Origin of the sequence: Burkholderia sp. Ax-1719 (genome assembly GCF_011753055.1) — a bacterium.
Lineage (GTDB): Bacteria > Pseudomonadota > Gammaproteobacteria > Burkholderiales > Burkholderiaceae > Paraburkholderia.
The window spans coordinates 125,819-145,016 of sequence record NZ_VWWJ01000022.1 but is presented as its reverse complement, the minus strand read 5'-3'; the positions used below and the strand labels follow the sequence as shown (position 1 = coordinate 145,016).

Below are 19,198 nucleotides of genomic sequence, written 5' to 3'. Positions count from 1 at the left end.
CGTGGCGTGGGTGTCGCAGGTGCGCGGCGCGGGCGATGAGCCCGCAACGCCAGGCAGCCAGACGCCGGTCGCTCCGCAAGTTCGTCCCGCGCAGTCTTAAAACACAGCCTCGAAAGCAAAAACGCGCGGCGGACTTTCCAGTCCGCCGCGCGTTGTTTTATGCGCAAAAAGTTATTTGAGACACGTGGGCGTCATTTCAGCCCGCTAGCGTCTTGCGCCGCGCGCGCACCGCTTCGGCCAGACCGTCGAGCACCGGCTCCGTCTGCGCCCAGCTGATGCACGCATCGGTGATCGACACGCCGCGCTTGAGCGGCACGCCCGGCTTCAGGTCCTGACGCCCTTCGTCCAGATGGCTCTCGATCATCACGCCGACAATGCGCTTTTCGCCGCCCGCCAACTGTTCGCCGATATCGCGCGCCACCTCGATCTGACGCTGATGCGCCTTGTTCGAGTTCGCGTGCGAGCAGTCGATCATGACTTCCTCGCGCAGCCCCGCCTTTGCCAGCGCCGCACAGCACGCCGCCACCGATGCCGCGTCGTAGTTCGGCCCGCTCTTGCCGCCGCGCAGGATCACGTGGCAATCCTGGTTGCCGCGCGTCTCGAAGATCGCGGCCATGCCCATCTTGGTCATGCCCATGAAGGCGTGGCTCGCGCTGGCCGCGACGATGGCGTCCGCCGCCACCTGCACGCCGCCGTCCGTGCCGTTCTTGAAGCCGATCGGGCACGACAGGCCCGAAGCCAGTTGCCGATGGCTCTGGCTTTCGGTCGTGCGCGCGCCGATTGCGCCCCACGCCACCAGATCGGCGATGTATTGCGGGCTCAGCAGGTCGAGGAATTCGGTGCCGGTGGGCAGGCCCAGCGCATCGATTTCCAGCAGCAGCTGGCGCGCTGCGCGCAGGCCTTCATTGATGCGGAAGCTGCCGTCCAGGCGCGGATCGTTGATATAGCCCTTCCAGCCCACCGTCGTGCGCGGTTTTTCGAAGTACACGCGCATGACGATCAGCAGATCGTCTTTGAGCGCATCGGCTTTCACCTTGAGCAGCTTCGCGTATTCAATCGCCTGATCGTGGTCGTGGATCGAGCACGGGCCGACCACGATCACCAGACGGTCGTCGCGCTGCGCCAGCACGTCGGCGATCTGTGCGCGCGACGTTTCCACCAGCGTCTGCGTGGCCTGCGGCACCGGCAGTTCGTCGAGCAGCAGCGCGGGCGAGATGAGCGGACGCACCGCGCCGATCCGCACATCGTCGATACGGGTGGTGTCCTGGGTCGCGTCGGCGACGCCGACTTCCTGGTCGTGCTGCGGATTGTCGATACGGCTCAAGATGTTCTCCTCAGGCGGTCGCCCGGGCGCTGCGATAGTCGCGCGGTGTATGGGGGAAGAAGCGGGAATAAACGACGATTATCGCACTCGCGGCGACGTCTCGAATCGGCGCGCGTTCGCGGCGCTCGTGAAAAACGTCCGCACAAAAGAAAAGAGGCGGCATCGCGCCGCCTCTTTTGCTGCTCCGAACAAGCCGGATCAGTTAGCCGATCCGCCCAGCGGATAGCCCTTGCCCGCCAGCCGTCGCGCGATACGCACGAACGCGAGCCATTGCTGGGCGATCAGGCCCTCGCCATAGTTCACGCCCCGGCCTTCCGGCGCGGGCAGTTGCTCGCGGATGCCGGTCGGTTCGAGCTCCGGGTTCCACGACGCCGTGCGGAACATCATGTCCCACCACGGAAACAGCACGCCGAAGTTGCAGCCATAACGCGTGCCTTCGTGGCCGTAGCCAATCGCGTGATGGCGGCGATGGAATGCCGGGCTCACCAGAATGCGCTCCAGCACGCGACCATAGACCAGCCGCGCGTTGACGTGCTGCACCGCCTGCAGGAAGTTGCTCACCGCGATCAACACGACGAACTGCGAAGGCGGCACGCCAATAAACAGCGAAATCGCCGCGAAGAACGCCGCCTGCACGATATCGTCGAGGAAGTGGTTACGGTCGTCGCACCACAGCGACATCTGCTGCTGGCTGTGATGCACCGCGTGCAATTCCCACCACACGCCAAAGCGATGCTGCCAGCGGTGATACCAGTACCCCGCGAAATCCAGCACGACCAGATAGATCACGAACGACACGTACGGCTTGTCCGTCACGCCGGGCCACAGGCTATCCATGTCGATGTTCGGAATATCGTAGATCGCCATCAAGCTCTGCCAGTGATTGAACAGCGGCGTGAACAAGAAGAAAAACGCGATATTCAGAATGCCGAGCTTGGCGATCCACGTGTACCAGACGTCCGCGCGCAGCGCCTTGCGATCGCTCCACGCCTCTAGCGGACGCAGCGCTTCGAGCGGGCGCAGCAGCACGTAAGTCAGCAGGATTTCGAGTGCGCCCACGATCACCCAATAGAGCGCGTCGTAAGTGTCCTCGTCGTAACCCATCAGACCGACCTTGTAGAAGATCGGCTGCACCACGTCCACGTAGAGGAGGGTTTGCAGCCACGACACAAGGTTGTCGGCCTGCGAAAGCAGCGTATCAAGCATCGAAACTCCCGGTCGTCAGTCCGGATTCGGCGCCACGACGGGCGCACGGTTTGCGAAATAGATGCCGTGCGGCGAGCGGCCCACGGCAATCGTGTCGATCAGCTGGCGCGTCGTGAGGTCGATGATGCCCACGTGCTTCGCGAAGCGGAACGTAACCCACAGATAGCGTTTGTCGGCGGAAAGTTCCATATCGTCGGGACCGGGACGCAGGCCCGTGATGTCGCCGACCTTGGTGAGCGTCGTGTAATCGAGAATGCTGATGGTGCTTTCCACACGATTCGACACCACCACATGCTTGCCGTCGTCGAGATTGCGGAAGTTATGCGCGCCACGGCCCGTCTGGATCTTCTTCACCAGCGTGTGCGTGTGCGGATCGACCACGGCCACATCGTCTTCGCCCGTCATGCCGACCAGCAGATACTTGTCGCCGGGCGTCATCCACAGGCCTGCGGGCGTGTTGCCGATATGCAGTTTCCACAGCACGGTCTGCGAGGCCAGATCGATTGCCGCGACTTCGCCGGTGTCCTGCAGCGTCACGTAGGCGATCTTGCTGTCCGACGAGAAGGTGATGTGGCTAGGCGTTTTCGCCAGCGGAATGCGCTTGGCGATCGTCACGTCATGGCCGTTGTAGCTGTAGACGTCCACGCGGTCCAGACGCAGGCCCGCCGTCACGAACCACTTGTGATCGGGCGAAAAGCCGAGCTGATACGGATCTTCGATGCCTTCGACGCGACGCTGCACCTTGCCCGTGTGCGGATCGAGGAACATCAGGTCGTTCGAGACCGAATCGGCGACGATCAGCGACTGGCCGTCGGGCGTGATCATCAGGTGATGCGGCTCCTTGCCGGTGGGCTCGGTGCCCACGACGGTGCGACTCGCTTCGTCGATCAGCGAGAGCTGCGCCTCGCCGGAGTCGAGCACGATCACTTTGTCATCGGCATGCGCAAGCGCGCTGCACACAAAACCGCCGAGGAGCAGCGCCGCTGCAAGGCCGCGTCTCGGGTTTCGGGTAAGGCTGAAGGTCGGGAATTCTGGCATTTCGTAGGGGCAAGATAACCGGTGCAAAACCGGAGTGAGCACGCGCAGGGCCGGTTTGTGCTGAGATAGAGACTGGTGCGCCGCAACGCGGGCGAAAGCCAGACGAAACCTCGCTGAAACCGGGCAGCAAAAGTGATTTGAAGCGGACTGTAAAGCAGCCCGCCAATCGCGCGCGCGGAACGTCTCGTTAACGCGCGAGGGCCGTTTTCCGATGACGCGATGAGGCGTTTTCCGACACGGTTTTCGCATGCGCCGTATTGCCGCTTCTTGCGGACGCTCCGCGGCCGCGCCGTGTTCCGGCCCTGACGACTAGCCGCCTTCCCCAACGAGGCGCAGATGCAACATCGGACTCGCGAAGACAGCCTGCATGACGCGCCCGACGGTCTATCCGCCAGCACGGCGCGCAAGGTGCGCGAAGCGCTGGAAGGGCGTCGACGCGGCGCGGCCTTGCTGCTGCCGCTCGCGGGGCCAGCCGTGATCGTCTCGGTCGCCTACATGGACCCCGGCAATTTCGCCACCAATATCCAGGCGGGCGCGCGCTACGGTTATGCGCTGCTGTGGATCGTCGTGCTCGCCAACCTCGTCGCGATGCTGTTTCAGGCGCTTTCCGCGAAACTGGGCATCGTCACCGGGCGCAATCTCGCCGAACTCTGTCGCGAGCGTCTGCCCGCCCCGCTCGTCTGGTGCATGTGGATCGTCAGCGAAATTGCCGCGATGGCCACCGATCTCGCCGAGTTTCTGGGCGGCGCGATCGGGCTCGCGCTGCTGCTTCATGTGCCGCTGCTTGCGGGCATGGCGATCACGGCGGTGGTCACTTACGGTTTGCTGTTTTTCGAGCGCGCCGGATTCAGGCCGCTGGAGCTGGTGATCGGCGGGCTCGTCGGCGTGATTGGGCTGTGTTATCTGCTCGAACTTTTCATCACGCCGGTTGCGTGGCGGGAAGTCGCGCACAGTCTGGCCACGCCGCGTTTGCCCGATGCGCAGGCCGTGACGATCGCGGTAGGCATTGTCGGCGCGACGGTCATGCCGCATGCGCTGTTTCTGCATTCGGGCCTCACGCAGGCACGCGTGCAGCCGCGCGACGATACCGAACGCACGCGCCTGCTTCGCTTTTCCAACGTCGAGGTGATCGTGGCCTTGTCGCTTGCCGGGCTGATCAACATGGCGATGGTGATGATGGCGTCGGCGGCGTTTCATCTCGGTCACGCCGATGTCGCGGAAATCGAGACCGCCTGGCATGCACTCGCACCGCTGTTCGGCGTGGCGGCCGCGGCGATTTTCCTGGTCTCGCTGATTGCCTCGGGGATATCGAGTTCGGTGGTGGGCACGCTCGCGGGCCAGATGATCATGCAGGGCTTCGTGGGCTTTCAGATTCCGCTGTGGCTGCGCCGCCTCGTGACGATGGCGCCGAGCTTCGTCGTTGTGGGACTGGGCGTGAACGCAACCGAAGCGCTCGTCGTCAGTCAGGTGGTGTTGAGTCTCGCACTGCCCTTTCCGATGGCCGCGCTCGTCTGGTTCACCTGCCGGCGCGATGTCATGGGGCAATATCGCAATCGCGCGCTGCTCGCCATGCTGGCCATCGTGGGAGCAGCGGCCGTGCTTGCGCTCAACGCCTTGCTGCTTGCGCAAACCTTCGGCGTGAATGTGCCGGGCCTCGCTTGAACGATGAGGCCAGCGCGAAGCGTGCAGCGCAACATGTCCTATGCGAGCGATTCGCTCAAATTGCGCGTCCTGCCTGCTCGAATCGTTCAATAGCCCGCCTCGCAGCGGTGACTTCGTCCGTCATGCGTGCAAACTTGCGGGAAACCATGCAACATTAGCCTCTTTCACCGCGCTTGCCGCCTGCGGCGAGCGCAAACTTCGCAACTCTGCGCCACAAATCGCCACATCAGCGCCACAACCCGAGCGACCTGCCATGACGAATCAGCCTGCCCAAGCCGCGCCCGACCAGCCCGTCGACATGATCATCTTCGGCGGCGGCGGCGACCTGGCCGCGCGCAAACTGCTCCCCGCGCTTTACATGGCGCACCTGCACGGCAATCTGCCGGCCGAAACGCGCATCATCGCCGTCGGACGCAAGAACTGGACGATCGACGACTATCGCAAGTTCATGGAAGAGCAGTCGCGTCCGTTCATCGACGCCAAGGCCTTCGACCCGCAAGCGTGGGACCGCTATCTGAGCCTGTTCCAGTACGTCATCATCGACGTCAACGCGCAGGAAGACTATCTGCGCCTGAAGGCGGCCTCGCGCGAGCACGCGATTCGCGCGTTCTATCTGTCGACCTCGCCTGAACTGTTTACGACGATCTGCGACAACCTCTCGGCCGTCGGTCTCGTCGATGCGAATTCGCGCGTCGTGCTTGAAAAGCCGCTCGGCCACGATCTGGCCTCGGCCAAGGAAATCAACGAGTCGGTGGGCCGCCACTTCGCGGAATCGCAGATCTACCGCATCGACCATTACCTGGGCAAAGAGACGGTGCAGAACCTGATGGTGCTGCGCTTCGGCAATCCGATTTTCGGGCCGCTGTGGCAGGCGCCGTACATTCGCAGCGTGCAGATCACGGTGGCGGAAACCGTGGGTGTGGGCAGCCGCGCGGGCTTCTACGATCACACCGGCGCGCTGCGCGACATGGTGCAGAACCACCTGCTGCAACTGCTGTGCATCGTGGCGATGGAACCGCCCGTGTCGCTCGACCCGGACGCCGTGCGCGACGAAAAGCTCAAGGTGCTGCGCTCGCTGCGTCCGATGTCGCTCGCCGATATCGCGCGCGACACGGTGCGCGGCCAGTACGCCGCGGGCGCCGTGGACGGCCAGCCGGTCAAGGGCTATCTGGAAGAAGACAACGTGCCGGCGGACAGCAAGGCCGAAACCTTTGTGGCCCTGCGCGCGCACATCAACAACTGGCGCTGGGCGAATGTGCCGTTCTTCCTGCGCACGGGCAAGCGTCTGCAAAAGCGCCAGTCGGAGATCGTGATCGAATTCGCCGATCTGCCCTTCTCGATCTTCCCGAGCGGCCCGCGCAATTACGGCAACCGTCTCGTGATCCAGTTGCAGCCGGAAGAATCGATCCAGTTGCAGATGCTCGCGAAGGAACCGGGCAGCGGCATGAACATGCTGCCGGTGAGCCTGAATCTGGACCTGCAGCAAGCCATTCCGGAGCGTCGCGCCGAAGCCTACGAGCGTCTGCTGATCGACGTGATTCGCGGTCGCCTCACGCACTTCATGCGCCGCGACGAACTCGAAGCCGCATGGACGTGGGTCGAGCCGATTCTCGATGGCTGGAAGGAATTGAACGATCGCCCGCGCACCTATACGGCGGGCACGTTCGGCCCGGCGGCATCGTCGGCGCTGCTCGCGCGCGAGAATATGTCGTGGGCTGAAGAGGCCTGATTCAGGCTATAAAACGGATGATCGAAAGATCGTCCGTCCTGCTGAATATCGAAACGCCGCGTGGCCTTGCGCCCCGCGGCGTTTTTTATTCCCGCTCGGGCGTGCTTTCGCGATGATCGGGCCGGAACAGGTCGAGCCCCGCGAACACCACCACGCCGCTGAGCGCCATCATCGGCACCGAATGGCGACCCAAAAAAAGAATTGCGGCTGCGAGCCACGTCGAAATAAAAAAAGCAGCCATGCGCCGCATGATGAAAAACTCCAGAACTAAAGATGCCCCGCTAGCCGAGCGTCGCGCGCGCCGTGCGCAAGCGACTCACGGTGTCCACGAAGGCTTCGCCGCCGAGCGATCGCTTGATGCGGCCCGTCACTTGCGCACTGGCGTGATTGAGCGCATCGCGAATCGCCACGGCCTGCGCCGTGGGCACGATCGCCACTTCACGCTGATCGCCGTCGGTGCGCTGGCGTTCGAGGTAACCGCGCGATTCCAGACCGTCGAGCACGCGCGTCGCCGTGGGCCGCGCGATGGACAGCAGATCAGCTAGCTCACGCTGTAGCGAGCCCGGCCGCTCCAGCACCGCGCGCAGCATGAAACCTTGCGGCGGCGTGAGATCGAAGGGTTCGAACGCTTCGGACCACTCGCGTTCCAGACGACGCGCAAGCGCCGAGGTGTTGAAGTAGAGACACTGATCGAACATGGAGACAGGATAACCGGTTATCGTTAGCTATGCAACGAATTCGACATTATTGAGTCCTGATTTCAGGCACTTTTCGAATACGTTCGATAGGACTATGGGGTGCGAGTTCAATTAACGTGGGTTTATTGCGCGTGCCCTCAATTCGTTCAGCGAGGAACACAACGGGAAAGTCATGGTACGCGACCCGCATTTTTTGTGACTGCTGGGTGACCAAGGGGTGACCTCGACATGACGGCAAGGTCCAGTCATGCGCTTCGGTTATGCCCTCATGAAAATCGAACGATCGGACGATTTATTTGCCTAACCGCGCTATGATGCGAAGGAAACCGACATCGCCAGCCTGCTCTACACAACACTCACGGAGACAAAGATGCAGATGCGTTGCTATTGCGTGACCGGTCACGGTCAGCCGCTCGAACTGGTCCAACGCGACACGCCACAGCCGCAGGGCACCGAAGTGCTGGTGCGGGTGCAGGCCGCGGGCCTGTGCCACTCAGACCTGCATATCTGGGAAGGCTATTACGATCTGGGCGGCGGCAAAAAGCTCTCGCTCGCCGATCGCGGCATCAAGTTGCCGCTTACGCTAAGCCATGAAATCTGCGGTGAAGTGGTCGCGGCTGGCCCGCAAGCCGGCGATGTGAAGACGGGCACGGTGGCTGTCGTGCATCCGTGGATCGGCTGCGGAAAATGCGCGGCCTGCGAGCGCGGCGAAGAAAACATCTGTATGAAGCCGCAATCGCTGGGCGTGATGCGCGACGGTGGTTTTGCCGATTACGTGATCGTGCCGCATCCGCGTTACCTGGTCGATCTCGGCGGCCTTGATCCGGTGAAGGCCGCGCCGCTCGCGTGTGCGGGCGTCACCACGTATTCCGCGGTGAAGAAGTTCGGCGAGCGCATTCATCAGGATCCGGTGGTGATCATCGGCGCGGGCGGGCTGGGCATGATGGCGATCGAAGTGCTCAAGGCGCTCGGCGCAAAAGGCTCGGTCGTGGTGGACGTCGATGCTGCCAAGCGCGAAGCGGCGCTCAAGGCCGGCGCGCTCGCCGCCATCGATGCGCGCGCAAGCGATGCGGTCAAACAGATCGCCGAAGCCACGGGCGGCGGCGCGCGCGCCGTGCTCGATCTGGTCGGCGCGACGCCCACCGTGAAGCTCGCGCTCGATGCGTCCGCGCGCGGCGGCCATGTGGTGGTGGTCGGCCTGATGGGCGGCGACATTACGCTCTCGCTGCCCATCATTCCCATGCGCCCGCTCAAGATCGAAGGCAGCTATGTGGGCTCGCTGCCCGAGCTGCGCGAACTCGTGGCGCTGATGCGTGCGGGCAAGATGCAGCCGTCGTCAGTCACGCCTCGGCCGCTTGGCGAAGTGAATGAGGCGCTCGAAGCCCTGGCGCAAGGCAAGGTGGTGGGACGGCAGGTGATGGTGCCGTAATGCAATAAGGCCGCGGTAAACGCGGCCTTATTTCCAGAGAAATTATTTCGGATACCTACCCAACCGAATATCAGCGCGCAGCATCACCCATGCGATAGGCAAAGCTCGCTTCGTCGAGTTTGGCCTTCAGTTCCGGCGCGAGTTCGAGTTCGGCAGCGGCAATCGACGCATCCAGTTGCTCGGGTCGGCTCGCGCCAATGAGCGCCGATGTCACCAGCGGATTCGCCAACACCCATGCCACCGACGCCGTCGTGAGCGACTGCCCCGCTTCCTCCGCAATGGCGCGCAACTGTTCGATGCTGTCGAATTCGCGCTGATGCCAGTAGCGGTCCTGATACATCGCGCCCGCCACGCCCACGCTCTGCGAAAAGCGGCCCTCGCCCGGCGTGTTGTCGTGGCGGTATTTGCCCGTGAGCAGGCCGCCCGCGAGCGGGTTGTAGGGAATCACGGCCAGCCCTTCCTCACCGGCGAGCGGCAGTAACTCGCGCTCGATCTGGCGAAACAGCAGGTTGTAGCGCGGCTGCACGGAGACGAAGCGCGCCACGCGCAGCACATCGGCGCGGCCCAAAGCACGCGCGAGCCGATAAGCCAGGAAATTCGACACGCCGATATAACGCGCCTTGCCCGCGCGCACGATGATGTCGAGCGCTTCGAGCGTTTCGTCGAGCGGGGTATTGGCGTCGTCGGAATGCAGCTGGTAGAGATCGACGTAATCCGTATTCAGACGCCGCAGCGAGTTGTCGATGGCGTCCAGCAGATGCTTGCGCGAAGCGCCCTGATCCCACGGCGACGGTCCAACCTTGCCCACCGCCTTGGTCGCCAGGATGAAGCGGTCGCGACGGCCCTTGAGCCAGCGCCCGACGATTTCCTCGGTGCGGCCCGCGTGGGTTTCGCCGCCGCCTAGCGGGTAGACGTCAGCCGTGTCGATGAAATTGATGCCAGCGTCGGCGGCCTTGTCGAGAATCAGGCGGGACACCTCTTCTTCGGTCTGCAGGCCGAAGGTCATGGTGCCAAGACACAGACGCGAGACATTGAGGCCGGTCTGGCCAAAACGACGGTATTGCATCCAATGCTCCTTCTTGATGGACAGTTCGGGACGTTGCCTGCGCAAAGCATAGCGCGGACCGCCCGAAGCAGCCGGACGCGGCCGCAGCGCCTTACAGCGCCGAAAGCACTGAAAACACCGAGGCGGCCCGCGCAACGTAACCGCGTTGAAGGCTCCATTGCCGGAATAAGCGCACGCGGCCGGCTCTAATCGGCCCGTTGGCCTTGCCCGCGCTGCCTTAAGCTTTCACCGTCCACCATTCTCCCCGGCCTCACCGTGACTTCGACGACGACCGATACGCCTCTTCATCCCGACCGCCAGCAGGAAGCCAGCGCGTTATGCGCGCAAGGCCACTTCGCCGATGCGTTCGAGATGCTCGCGCCTCTCGTCGGCAGCCCGGCGGGCGAGGAAGATGCCGCACGCGTCGATGCGCTCAATCTGGCCGCGCTCGCCGCGATGGGCTCGGGCAAGGCCGATGTCGCTCATGCGCTCTGGCAGCGCTGCATCGCGGCGCGCCCGGCATTCGAGGAGGCCTATCACGGACTCGCCGCGATGCTCACGGCGCTGGGCCAGTTGGCCGCCGCCGAGACGGTCTGGCGTCGCCTGCTGGAGGTCAACCCGGTTCATGCCGACGCGCACGGCAATCTGGGCATCGTGCTGCACCGGCTCGGTCGTCACCTGGAGGCCGAAAACGCCTATCGCACGGCGCTCGCGCGCCAGCCGGGCCACCTCGACGCGCATTACAACCTGGGCATTCTGGTGCACGAGCTGGGCCGCCACGACGAGGCCGAAACGGCTTATCGCGCCGCGCTTACGCTCAATCCGAAGTTCGCGCGCGCGCACAACAACCTGGGCAACGTGCTGCGCGAGCGGGGCCGCATCGAAGAAGCCGAAGAGGCTTACCGCCAGGCGCTGCTCGCCGAGCCGCACTATCCCGAGGCGCTCAACAACTACGGCGCGCTGCTCAAGGCGCAGCGCCGCTACCTCGAGGCGGAGCTGTCCTGCCGTCTGGCGATCCAGATCCGCCCCGATTACGTCGAAGCGCTCAACAACCTGGGCTGCGTGCTGACCGACCTGCAGCGCTACGCCGAAGCCGAGCAGTTCTACCGCAAGGCCATCATGCTGCGTCCCGATCACGCCGAGGCGCACTACAACCTGGGCGTCGCGTTGCAACGACTCGAACGCTATCCGGAAGCCGAAACCAGCTATCGCGTCGCGCTGCGCCTGTCGCCGGGCCGCGCCGAGATTTTCAACAACCTCGGTTCCGTGCTGTGCGCGCTCGATCGCATCGACGAAGCACACGAAACCTTTGCGCATGCGCTCGCGCAGAACGGCGATCTGGCGCTCGCGCACTTCAACATGGGCAGCGTGCTCAAGGAACAGGGCGCGCTGGACGCGTCCGTGGCGGCGTACCGCCGGGCGCTCGAACTCGAACCCGATTACGGCGACGCGCTGTTTCGCCTGGCCACCCTGCTCATCACCATGGGCCACTACGAGGAAGGCTGGCAACTCTACGAACGCCGCTACGAAAACAATGGCTTCGTGCATTACGCCTCGCGCCGCATGCTGAGCTGCCCGCACTGGCAAGGCGAGCCGATCGTCGGCAAGTCGCTGCTGCTGTGGCAGGAGGACGGTCTGGGCGACATGATCCAGTTCTCGCGCTATGCGCGCCTGCTCAAGGCGCAGGGCGCGGCACGGGTGGCGTTTGGCGGCGTCGAGGCGCTGCACTGCATCCTGGCGGGCGTCGAAGGCATCGACACGCTGCTCACGCACGCCGAAGCCACCGAGCGCGCGCAGGAGTTCGATTACTGGGCCAGTCCGCTGAGCCTGCCGCTGCGCATGGGCACGACACTGGAAACCACGCCCGAGCCGACCCGCTTCAACGTCGATCCCGCTCGCGTCGAACATTGGGGCGCACGTCTGGCCACGCTGGGCGCAGGCCCGCGCGTCGGTCTGGTATGGCGCGGTAATCCCAAACACCACAACGACTTCAACCGCTCGATTCCTTCACTCGCGGCGCTCGCACCGCTCTGGAGCGTGCCGGGCCTGAAATTCGTGAGCCTGCAAAAAGGCGCGGGCGAAGACGACGCGCACGCGGCAGAGAAAGTGGGATCGGATCAGCCCTTGCTGCATCTGGGCAGCGACGTGGCGGATTTCGTCGATACGGCGGCCATCATCTCGCAGCTCGATCTGCTGATCTGCGTGGATACCTCGACGGCTCACCTGGCCGCGTCGCTCGGCAAACCGTGCTGGGTGATGCTGCCGCGCCGCGATGTGGACTGGCGTTGGCTCGACACGCGCGAAGATTCGCCCTGGTATCCGGGCAATGTGCGAATTTTCCGCCAGGCGGGCGAGGAAACCTGGAGCAGCGCGATCGAGCGCGTGCGGCAGGCGTGCGAAGAAAGGTTTGGCACGGCCTCCTGAGCGCAGGCCGGTGAATAATGAGCGGTGATGATCTGGGCCGACGCCGCGCGTCAGTCCCAGAAGTTGCGGAACGCCACAGCAACGATCACCGGCACACACATCACGAGCGGGATCGCGAAATAAGGAATCTCCATATCGACGATCCAGCTGCGGATCAGCCAGCCCACACCCAGCGCGAGCGTGAGAATGCCCACGAGCGCGGTCAGCGTGTTCAGCAGCCAGGGCGGCGGCGGTTTGCGCCGGCTTTTCTCCTCGGCTTTTTGCTTGGGTTCCTGCGCGGATGACGGTTTCATCGGAGCGTTGAAGAGGCGTTGTCTATTCGGCGTCTCACACGGTGACCCGTGCGGCGCGCCAATCCACTTATTTTACTCTCGATGCCTGGCGTTCTACGGAACCCGCAGATCAGGCAAGACCCTGAGCGGGCCGCAGCGCCTGCGCGAATTCCGGCGCTGGAAAAGAAAAAGCCCGCCTAATTGGGCGGGCTGAATCCATATCAGGAGGAGACATGGAGGAGACGAATTCATTCTAGGGTTTTCCCCTAGCGTTGGCAAGTGTTTTTTGCAGCGCGCTAAAAAATACTTGAAGCACCGATTCATGTGACGATTTTGTTACGTCAACATTTCAACGGGGCGCATGACTTCTGAGGTAATCGATCGGGTTTGCGCGCCGTCCTATCCTCGCTACTAGCCCATTACACGGGCATCACCCCAGCGAGGAGCATCATGACGACCTATGCCATCGGCCACCTACACGAAGTCGATCTCTGCGCCGACATCATCGAGTATCTGGAGAAAATCGACGCGACGCTCGCGCCATTCGGCGGCCGTTTTATCCTGCACGGCGGGCCCGTGGAACGGCTCGAAGGCCATTTCAGCGGCGATCTGATCGTGATTGAATTCGCCGACCGAGAGACGGCGCGCGCGTGGTATCGCTCCCCGGCCTATCAGGCGATCTTGCCGCTGCGTACGCGGCACGCGCGAGGCGACGTGTTTCTCGTCGATCAGGTGGCACAGCCGCACCGCGCGACCGAGGTGCTCGAACGCGCGGCGTGAACGTGCTTGAGATGAGCGGACGCTATGCGTGCGGCGCGTCTGCCGCCAGCAGCACGCCCTTCTTGAAGACAAAGCAGCCGTAACCGCGCACCTCGCCCGTGGCGATCACGCAGTAGGCGCGGCGCGCACGCTCGTAAAACGCGAAGCGTTCGAGCGAAGCGAACGGCACCGCGCGGCCTTCGGCATCATCGACCTCGCGTTGTGCCTCGCGCTGCACGGCGGGCAGCGTATGCGCATCGCCGACCACTTCCATGCGCAGCGCCGGATGATCGACGAAACGATCGAGCGGCAGCACCGAAAGCACGGCCCGCACCGCGCGCGGTGAATCCACGCCAACCAGACGCAGCAAACGGCCCAACACCGAATCGCGCGCCACGGCGTCGGCGGGAAAATTGGCGTCGCAGATCACGACTTCGTCGCCGTGTCCCATCGCGGCGAGCGCATGCAGCACGTCGGGACTGAGCAGCGGATCGAGATTCTTCAGCACCAGGTCTTCTCCTTGTCACAGACGCATGGGTGCGCCCCGGATCGTCGTCGAAAATGGTTCGGAATACTGTTTTTCTGCGGCGCTTTATGCCGCAGAAAAAACGATCGCGCCGTGCTCGGCGACCTGCGTAAACGTGCGTACGAAGCGGTAGGTCTGCCCGTCGATCGACAATGAGTTGAGTCCCGCCTGGGTCGCGCCAAGGATCTCCGCCACCAGCGAATTGCGGATAAAACCGCAGCGCGTCCATTCTTCCTGCGCTTCGCCTGCATCGCCCAGATAGATATCGCTGCGGTCGGGCTGGGAGCGCACCACGATCAGACTGGCGCCCTTATCCAGCGAGCGTTCGAGATACTCCGATAGCGTCGAAAGTGCTTCGACGGCAATATCGTGCGACTCGCGAGAAGATGTGTCCATGAGCGGCCCCAGGGTGGTGTGCATCATCTTCCCATCGTACCTGAATGCGGCGGCGGGATCGGTATTTCAGGCCGAAACCCGCAGCCGCGCGCACCGCCGGTTCATTTCCCTTTCTTCTTCGTCTGCAACGCCTTCCAGCCATCTTCATCCTGCAAGCGGTCGAACAGCCGGTTGCGCGTGGCATCGTCGAGTTCAGTCAGTCCGATCAGCAGATTGAACGCGATACCGCTGGCCGCGAAATAGCGCAGCAGCGAAAGATCATGATCCGCCGCTTCTTTTTCGATCGATTTCGTCACCTCGCCGTCGCGGTCGCGGCTCGCTTCCAGCATGCTGGGCGACTCCACCATCACGGCGAGCATCGCGCGCGCGACCGAATGCGGCTGGTTCAAGGCCTGGCGGAAAATGGCGATCTGCGCGGCCAGCGTCGGCTCGGCCTTGTCGCGCCCTTCGCCGTTCATATAGTCGGCGCCAATCTCCAGAAACTCACTGCGCTGATGCTCGAGCAGCGCTTCGAGCACGCCCTGCTTCGTCCTGAATTGATGCAGCAAGCCGCCTTTGCTGATGCCGCTTTCACGCGACAGCGAATCGAAGGTCAGCGCGCCCACGCCCTCTCTGGTCAGAATCGCCAGCGCGGCGGCGATGGCTTTTTTGCGCGAAAGCTCTGAGCGAGTCGGGTTATCCATATCGAATTGATTGCTTGACTGCCGTGCAGCTGACCGGCGAGTCGCTGCATCTGGAATGGGTCTGGACTGAAAATCGCCGTCGCGCGGCCTGCGCGCAGCGTTGCAGGCGCTATCTTAGCCGACCAGCCCCTCAAAAACAAACCGGGTAGACGGTTTACATTCTATGCGTTTGGCGTTACGCTGCGTCCGCTGGGAAAACCATGCTCTCTCGCGACTCCGCCATCCGTGCGCGCAATTCACCAAAGGAAACTCACATGTTCGGCCCACGACTTACCGCCTGCCTGACCGCCGCCACGCTGACCCTCGCACTCGCTGCTTGCGCAGGCGTGCAGCCGGTCGCCTACTCCGGCATCGACGCCGCCCACAAGCTCCAGCCGAATCTGGGCGACGACCGCGCCAAGGTGCCGTTCGCCTATGCCGCGCCCGTGGTGTGGTCGCGTTACACGCAGGTCGTCCTCGATCCCGTGAGCGTCTATCAAGGCGCCGACGCGCAATTCGGCGACATGAAAGACGAAGACAAGTCAGTGCTCGCCAGCTACGCGCAAAAGACGTTCGCCGAGAATCTGGGCAAGCGCTTCCAGTTGAATGGCCAGCCGGGAGCGGGCGTACTGCGCATCAAGATCACGCTGACGGGCGCGCAGCGCACCACGCCGCTCGTCGGCCAGGCGATGCATTTCGATATCGCCGGCAATCTGTACAACGGCGTTCAGGCCGTGCGCGGCGGCCAAGGCGCGTTTAGCGGCTCGGTCTCCTATGCCGTCGAGGTGTATGACAGCAGCGACGGCCGTCTCCTGAAAGCCTATATCGCCAAACAGTATCCCAACGCGATGAATCTGCCCGCCGCTTTCGGCTCGCTCAGCGCCGCGAAGACCGGTCTCGACAAGGGTGCGCAAGCGCTGGTCGCGCAACTGCATTAAGCCGGGCAAGCTCGAATCAGCGGCGGAATTTTTCCCATTTATTCAGGATGACTGATCATGAATCGGCTCGTGCAGACCGCTATTGCCGTGGGACATCCGCCGCTGACGATCACGATTCTTTTTATCGTCGCGTATCTGGTCGTGGGGATTCCGGCGCACCTGCTCTACGGGCCGGGCGCGCGGGACTACTTCGGCACGATCGCTGGTGTGGCCGTCAGCCTCGCTTACCTGACGCTGATTCTGGGTTTCACGCCATGAATGCCGACGCAGCGCGGCGAAGCTTACGGCGCGCGCTATCGCGGCTGAAGCCGAAGCTTCGCCGCCTGTTTGGCTGTTTGCGCGATATCGTGACGGGAAATCTATAGATGGGGCGTATGCAGTTCTTGCGCGCCTGGTGGCTAGCTGCGCTTGTGCTCCTGGCGATTCTGGGCGCGCTCGCGTATATCGCACAGTTGCGCGGCCCGGAACTCTGCATCACGTTCACGACAGGCGAAGGCTTGCAGGTCGGCAAAACCCGGCTGCGCTACCGGAGCGTCGAGGTTGGACGACTGGAATCCACCCGTCTCTCCGAAGATCGCTCGCATGTCACGGCAATCGTGCGACTTGAAGGCAACGCCAGGCGGCTTTCCGCGTGCGGCGCACGCTTCTGGGTGGTGCGCCCGCGCATCGACGCGGGCAGCGTGACCGAACCCGGTACGCTGGTAAGCGGCCCCTATATCGCCGTAGAACCCGGTCGCTCGACTGCCGTATGCCGAAGCTTCGTCGGGCTGGATACGCCTCCTGTTGTTTCGTCTTCGCTCGAAGGCACGCAATTCGCATTGCTGGCGACGTCGCTCGGCTCGCTTGAAGCCGGCTCCCCGGTTTATTTTCGGCGCGTCCGGGTGGGCCGTGTCCTTGGCTACACCTTGCGCAAGCAAGGCGAAGAAGTCGATATCGACGTTTTCGTCAGCGCGCCTTTTGACCGTTACGTCACCCGATCGTCGCATTGGTGGCGCACGGGCGCGGTCGACGTGCGCCTGAACGCAACCGGCCTACGACTGGATACCCCGTCGCTCGCGGCGATCCTGAATGGCGGCGTGCAATTCGATTCTCCAGAAGAGTTAGTGGACAACGTCAGCACGCGTTCGAACAGTGCATTCACGCTCAACGACGATTTCGCCGATGCAGTGGCGACGGCGAAAGGCCCCGCCGCACCCGTCAGCCTGCGCTTTCACGAATCGTTACGCGGCCTTGCCGTGGGCGCGCCCGTCGATTTTCGCGGCGTGGTACTTGGCGAAGTCGTACGGATCGACGCCGATCGCAACATCGCGGACGGCGTGTTTGACATGGTCGCCACCGTCAATCTCTATCCATTCAGGCTGGGACGCCGCTATCGGGAAACACTTGGGCAAGGCGACAGTTCCGGTGGCCGCGCATTGCTGCGCAAAATGATCGAACAAGGTCTGCGCGGGCAACTGCGCATGGGCAATGCGCTTACGGGACAGCGCTACATCGCACTCGATTTTTTCCCTCACGCGCCGGTCGTTCATATCGACGTCGCGCGCGGTCCGGTGGAATTGCCCACCGTGCCCAATGCCATCGAAGAATTGCAGGATCAGTTGAGCAGCATCGTTTCGAGACTCGATCGCGTGCCATTCGATCAGATAGGAACGCACCTGGACGCTTCGCTGAAAAGCGCCGATACGCTATTCAAAACGATCAACGACGAAGTCGTGCCGCAAGCGCAGGCCACGCTCATCACCGCGCAGCAGTCATTCGCGGCGGCACGTGCGACGCTGCAAGCGGACTCCCCATTGCAGTCGGATGTTCATCGGGCCATGGCGCAGCTAAAACGAACGCTCGTCAGCGTTAACGCGCTGGCCGACTATCTGGAACGGCATCCAGAATCAATTGTCTGGGGAAAAGGCTCGCCGACTCGAACTGGCGCCCCTTAGAAAGGCAAAGAAAGACGTTCGATCATTTAAAGAAATCGGGGCACATCTCTTGCTATCAACTTTTTCTGGCGGTGCTCGTTAACCAGAAAAGTGTTGGATATGCGCGGAGAATACACAGGCATGGAACGCAATTACGATTACATGGGATATGCGATTCGAGTCAGCACCGATTCGATTTCAGTACCGGTGCTGCGCAAAATGCGGATGGCAGACAGCGGCTACATCGCCATGGTGTCGATTTACAAATCGGACCGCCAGGAGCCGTGCTTTCCGCAAATGCGTCTTACCGACATTGGCGACCGCTGGTTCGTGACCGAGGTTGACGCGTTGATGCGCGGCTACAGCGTCGGGCGACGCATCGTGGAGGAGGCGCTGGGCCAACGCACCATTTGAAACCGCCGTATTCCCTGATCCAGTTCCCCTGAAAGGCCGACGATTCCGTCGGCCTTGTTTTTTCAAAAGCCTTTCAATTCGGCGTTTCGACCTGCCTTCACCAAAAACTTACCTGCTCGAACGAATTAGAAACAGTTTGTAATTGACATGGTTTCGACACCAACTGTTTACCCTGTTTCGTTCGCTTTAAAAACGTTTGCATAAGAAAAATCATCGTCCGCAAACGTTTACACGCGTTTCACAATTCTTTCTTCGAGACCGTAGAAACTGTGCGCCGACCCGATCATCGGAGTGCAAGCGCACATGCAAAGACGCCTGTTCGAGCCGTCACCGGCAATCGTGATTTCCGTTGTGCTAGCAACCATCTCGCTCGCCGCGTGCGGGCCGGGAATGGGATCGTCGGCTGCGTCTGACACGACCAGCGCGCCGAGCCAGCAACAGAACAACGCGGCACTTCAACCGGCTCCCGCAGACGCCGGCTCAAGCGGCACAAACAACTCAAGCAGCGCCACGCTCGCCAGCAGCATCGGCACCGCCGCGCCCGCTGACGCCGCCAACCCCGCCAGCTACGCCTACGCAAGCGATCCCGTGCAAAGCGTGCAGGCGAGCCTCGCCGCCGACAGCCAGCAGGTCGCGCCGGTCATGAGCTATGCCCCCGGCGACGAGCCGCCGCAAGCCAGCACCAGCGCGGGCAACAGCGCGGACAACAGCACCACCGACAGCACCGATTCCCGCAGTACCGCAACGACGCGTCAGTAATACA

Annotated in this window: 19 protein-coding genes and 1 pseudogene; 10 read left to right on the top strand and 10 right to left on the bottom strand. The window is 62.8% G+C overall.

All coding sequences use genetic code 11. From position 1 onward, the window contains the following. Positions 1 to 196: 196 nt before the first annotated feature. The 3 genes and pseudogenes from F3J17_RS28565 to F3J17_RS28555 all read right to left on the bottom strand — a co-directional run. Positions 197 to 1,324, bottom strand: coding sequence for a 3-deoxy-7-phosphoheptulonate synthase (locus tag F3J17_RS28565; protein ID WP_167067205.1), 1,128 nt, complete (start codon positions 1,322 to 1,324; stop codon positions 197 to 199). Between the two features lie 198 nt (positions 1,325 to 1,522). Beyond that, positions 1,523 to 2,530 (bottom strand): sterol desaturase family protein, encoded by a 1,008-nt coding sequence (locus tag F3J17_RS28560; protein ID WP_167067202.1) that lies wholly within the window; start codon positions 2,528 to 2,530, stop codon positions 1,523 to 1,525. Between the two features lie 15 nt (positions 2,531 to 2,545). Further along, positions 2,546 to 3,475: pseudogene (locus F3J17_RS28555) on the bottom strand (beta-propeller fold lactonase family protein); the annotation flags it as partial. A gap of 429 nt (positions 3,476 to 3,904) precedes the next feature. Between F3J17_RS28555 and F3J17_RS28550 the strand changes: the two are divergent. Both F3J17_RS28550 and zwf read left to right on the top strand, forming a co-directional pair. Beyond that, the gene (locus tag F3J17_RS28550) at positions 3,905 to 5,230 is read left to right on the top strand and encodes an Nramp family divalent metal transporter (RefSeq protein WP_167067196.1); all 1,326 of its coding nucleotides are present in this window, start codon (positions 3,905 to 3,907) and stop codon (positions 5,228 to 5,230) included. A gap of 253 nt (positions 5,231 to 5,483) precedes the next feature. Then, positions 5,484 to 6,959 carry a glucose-6-phosphate dehydrogenase gene (zwf, locus tag F3J17_RS28545; protein ID WP_167067193.1) on the top strand — a complete coding sequence of 492 codons (1,476 nt, stop codon included), beginning with the start codon at positions 5,484 to 5,486 and terminating at the stop codon, positions 6,957 to 6,959. 85 nt (positions 6,960 to 7,044) lie between these two features. Here zwf and F3J17_RS28540 read toward each other — a convergent pair whose 3' ends face one another. After that, a complete protein-coding gene (locus tag F3J17_RS28540; RefSeq protein ID WP_205195005.1) occupies positions 7,045 to 7,200 on the bottom strand; it encodes a hypothetical protein in 156 nt (51 codons plus the stop codon). A gap of 40 nt (positions 7,201 to 7,240) precedes the next feature. Further along, entirely contained in the window at positions 7,241 to 7,657 is a 417-nt protein-coding gene (locus F3J17_RS28535; protein WP_167067187.1) for a MarR family transcriptional regulator, read from the bottom strand. Between the two features lie 376 nt (positions 7,658 to 8,033). On the opposite strand from F3J17_RS28535, the gene F3J17_RS28530 reads away from it, so the two are divergent. Next, positions 8,034 to 9,086: an alcohol dehydrogenase gene (locus F3J17_RS28530; RefSeq protein WP_167067229.1), complete on the top strand. Its 1,053-nt coding sequence runs from the start codon at positions 8,034 to 8,036 to the stop codon at positions 9,084 to 9,086. A gap of 70 nt (positions 9,087 to 9,156) precedes the next feature. Here F3J17_RS28530 and F3J17_RS28525 read toward each other — a convergent pair whose 3' ends face one another. Further along, entirely contained in the window at positions 9,157 to 10,152 is a 996-nt protein-coding gene (locus F3J17_RS28525; protein ID WP_167067184.1) for an aldo/keto reductase, read from the bottom strand. A 255-nt stretch (positions 10,153 to 10,407) separates the two neighbouring features. On the opposite strand from F3J17_RS28525, the gene F3J17_RS28520 reads away from it, so the two are divergent. Further along, positions 10,408 to 12,555: a tetratricopeptide repeat protein gene (locus tag F3J17_RS28520; protein ID WP_345891262.1), complete on the top strand. Its 2,148-nt coding sequence runs from the start codon at positions 10,408 to 10,410 to the stop codon at positions 12,553 to 12,555. A gap of 50 nt (positions 12,556 to 12,605) precedes the next feature. On the opposite strand, the gene F3J17_RS28515 is transcribed toward F3J17_RS28520, so the two are convergent. Further along, complete coding sequence (locus F3J17_RS28515) at positions 12,606 to 12,848, bottom strand: hypothetical protein (protein WP_167067181.1); 243 nt, start codon at positions 12,846 to 12,848, stop codon at positions 12,606 to 12,608. Positions 12,849 to 13,277: 429 nt separating this feature from the next. Here F3J17_RS28515 and F3J17_RS28510 point away from each other — a divergent pair, with 429 nt between their 5' ends. Next, positions 13,278 to 13,607 (top strand): DUF1330 domain-containing protein, encoded by a 330-nt coding sequence (locus tag F3J17_RS28510; protein ID WP_167067178.1) that lies wholly within the window; start codon positions 13,278 to 13,280, stop codon positions 13,605 to 13,607. A gap of 22 nt (positions 13,608 to 13,629) precedes the next feature. On the opposite strand, the gene F3J17_RS28505 is transcribed toward F3J17_RS28510, so the two are convergent. The 3 genes from F3J17_RS28505 to F3J17_RS28495 form a co-directional block, all read right to left on the bottom strand. Continuing rightward, complete coding sequence (locus F3J17_RS28505; RefSeq protein ID WP_167067175.1) at positions 13,630 to 14,094, bottom strand: RbsD/FucU domain-containing protein; 465 nt, start codon at positions 14,092 to 14,094, stop codon at positions 13,630 to 13,632. A gap of 84 nt (positions 14,095 to 14,178) precedes the next feature. Continuing rightward, a complete protein-coding gene (locus tag F3J17_RS28500) occupies positions 14,179 to 14,508 on the bottom strand; it encodes a hypothetical protein (protein WP_167067173.1) in 330 nt (109 codons plus the stop codon). A 101-nt stretch (positions 14,509 to 14,609) separates the two neighbouring features. Further along, positions 14,610 to 15,191 (bottom strand): TetR family transcriptional regulator, encoded by a 582-nt coding sequence (locus F3J17_RS28495; protein WP_167067170.1) that lies wholly within the window; start codon positions 15,189 to 15,191, stop codon positions 14,610 to 14,612. A gap of 254 nt (positions 15,192 to 15,445) precedes the next feature. On the opposite strand from F3J17_RS28495, the gene F3J17_RS28490 reads away from it, so the two are divergent. From F3J17_RS28490 to F3J17_RS28470, 5 genes are all read left to right on the top strand, one after another. Beyond that, entirely contained in the window at positions 15,446 to 16,108 is a 663-nt protein-coding gene (locus tag F3J17_RS28490; RefSeq protein WP_167067167.1) for a DUF3313 domain-containing protein, read from the top strand. A 57-nt stretch (positions 16,109 to 16,165) separates the two neighbouring features. Beyond that, complete coding sequence (locus F3J17_RS28485) at positions 16,166 to 16,366, top strand: hypothetical protein (RefSeq protein WP_167067163.1); 201 nt, start codon at positions 16,166 to 16,168, stop codon at positions 16,364 to 16,366. A gap of 116 nt (positions 16,367 to 16,482) precedes the next feature. Continuing rightward, complete coding sequence (locus F3J17_RS28480; protein WP_167067160.1) at positions 16,483 to 18,042, top strand: MlaD family protein; 1,560 nt, start codon at positions 16,483 to 16,485, stop codon at positions 18,040 to 18,042. Positions 18,043 to 18,162: 120 nt separating this feature from the next. Next, complete coding sequence (locus tag F3J17_RS28475) at positions 18,163 to 18,435, top strand: hypothetical protein (RefSeq protein WP_167067157.1); 273 nt, start codon at positions 18,163 to 18,165, stop codon at positions 18,433 to 18,435. A gap of 303 nt (positions 18,436 to 18,738) precedes the next feature. Further along, positions 18,739 to 19,194: a hypothetical protein gene (locus F3J17_RS28470; RefSeq protein ID WP_205195000.1), complete on the top strand. Its 456-nt coding sequence runs from the start codon at positions 18,739 to 18,741 to the stop codon at positions 19,192 to 19,194. Positions 19,195 to 19,198 lie beyond the last annotated feature (4 nt).

What these genes read in the sequence shown, in the direction of transcription:
- F3J17_RS28560 (WP_167067202.1), bottom strand. Translation starts at nt 2,530, where the DNA reads ATGCTTGATACGCTGCTTTCGCAGGCCGACAACCTTGTGTCGTGGCTG.
- F3J17_RS28550 (WP_167067196.1), top strand. Translation starts at nt 3,905, where the DNA reads ATGCAACATCGGACTCGCGAAGACAGCCTGCATGACGCGCCCGACGGT.
- zwf (WP_167067193.1), top strand. Translation starts at nt 5,484, where the DNA reads ATGACGAATCAGCCTGCCCAAGCCGCGCCCGACCAGCCCGTCGACATG.
- F3J17_RS28540 (WP_205195005.1), bottom strand. Translation starts at nt 7,200, where the DNA reads ATGGCTGCTTTTTTTATTTCGACGTGGCTCGCAGCCGCAATTCTTTTT.
- F3J17_RS28535 (WP_167067187.1), bottom strand. Translation starts at nt 7,657, where the DNA reads ATGTTCGATCAGTGTCTCTACTTCAACACCTCGGCGCTTGCGCGTCGT.
- F3J17_RS28530 (WP_167067229.1), top strand. Translation starts at nt 8,034, where the DNA reads ATGCGTTGCTATTGCGTGACCGGTCACGGTCAGCCGCTCGAACTGGTC.
- F3J17_RS28525 (WP_167067184.1), bottom strand. Translation starts at nt 10,152, where the DNA reads ATGCAATACCGTCGTTTTGGCCAGACCGGCCTCAATGTCTCGCGTCTG.
- F3J17_RS28515 (WP_167067181.1), bottom strand. Translation starts at nt 12,848, where the DNA reads ATGAAACCGTCATCCGCGCAGGAACCCAAGCAAAAAGCCGAGGAGAAA.
- F3J17_RS28510 (WP_167067178.1), top strand. Translation starts at nt 13,278, where the DNA reads ATGACGACCTATGCCATCGGCCACCTACACGAAGTCGATCTCTGCGCC.
- F3J17_RS28500 (WP_167067173.1), bottom strand. Translation starts at nt 14,508, where the DNA reads ATGGACACATCTTCTCGCGAGTCGCACGATATTGCCGTCGAAGCACTT.
- F3J17_RS28495 (WP_167067170.1), bottom strand. Translation starts at nt 15,191, where the DNA reads ATGGATAACCCGACTCGCTCAGAGCTTTCGCGCAAAAAAGCCATCGCC.
- F3J17_RS28490 (WP_167067167.1), top strand. Translation starts at nt 15,446, where the DNA reads ATGTTCGGCCCACGACTTACCGCCTGCCTGACCGCCGCCACGCTGACC.
- F3J17_RS28485 (WP_167067163.1), top strand. Translation starts at nt 16,166, where the DNA reads ATGAATCGGCTCGTGCAGACCGCTATTGCCGTGGGACATCCGCCGCTG.
- F3J17_RS28480 (WP_167067160.1), top strand. Translation starts at nt 16,483, where the DNA reads ATGCAGTTCTTGCGCGCCTGGTGGCTAGCTGCGCTTGTGCTCCTGGCG.
- F3J17_RS28475 (WP_167067157.1), top strand. Translation starts at nt 18,163, where the DNA reads ATGGAACGCAATTACGATTACATGGGATATGCGATTCGAGTCAGCACC.
- F3J17_RS28470 (WP_205195000.1), top strand. Translation starts at nt 18,739, where the DNA reads ATGCAAAGACGCCTGTTCGAGCCGTCACCGGCAATCGTGATTTCCGTT.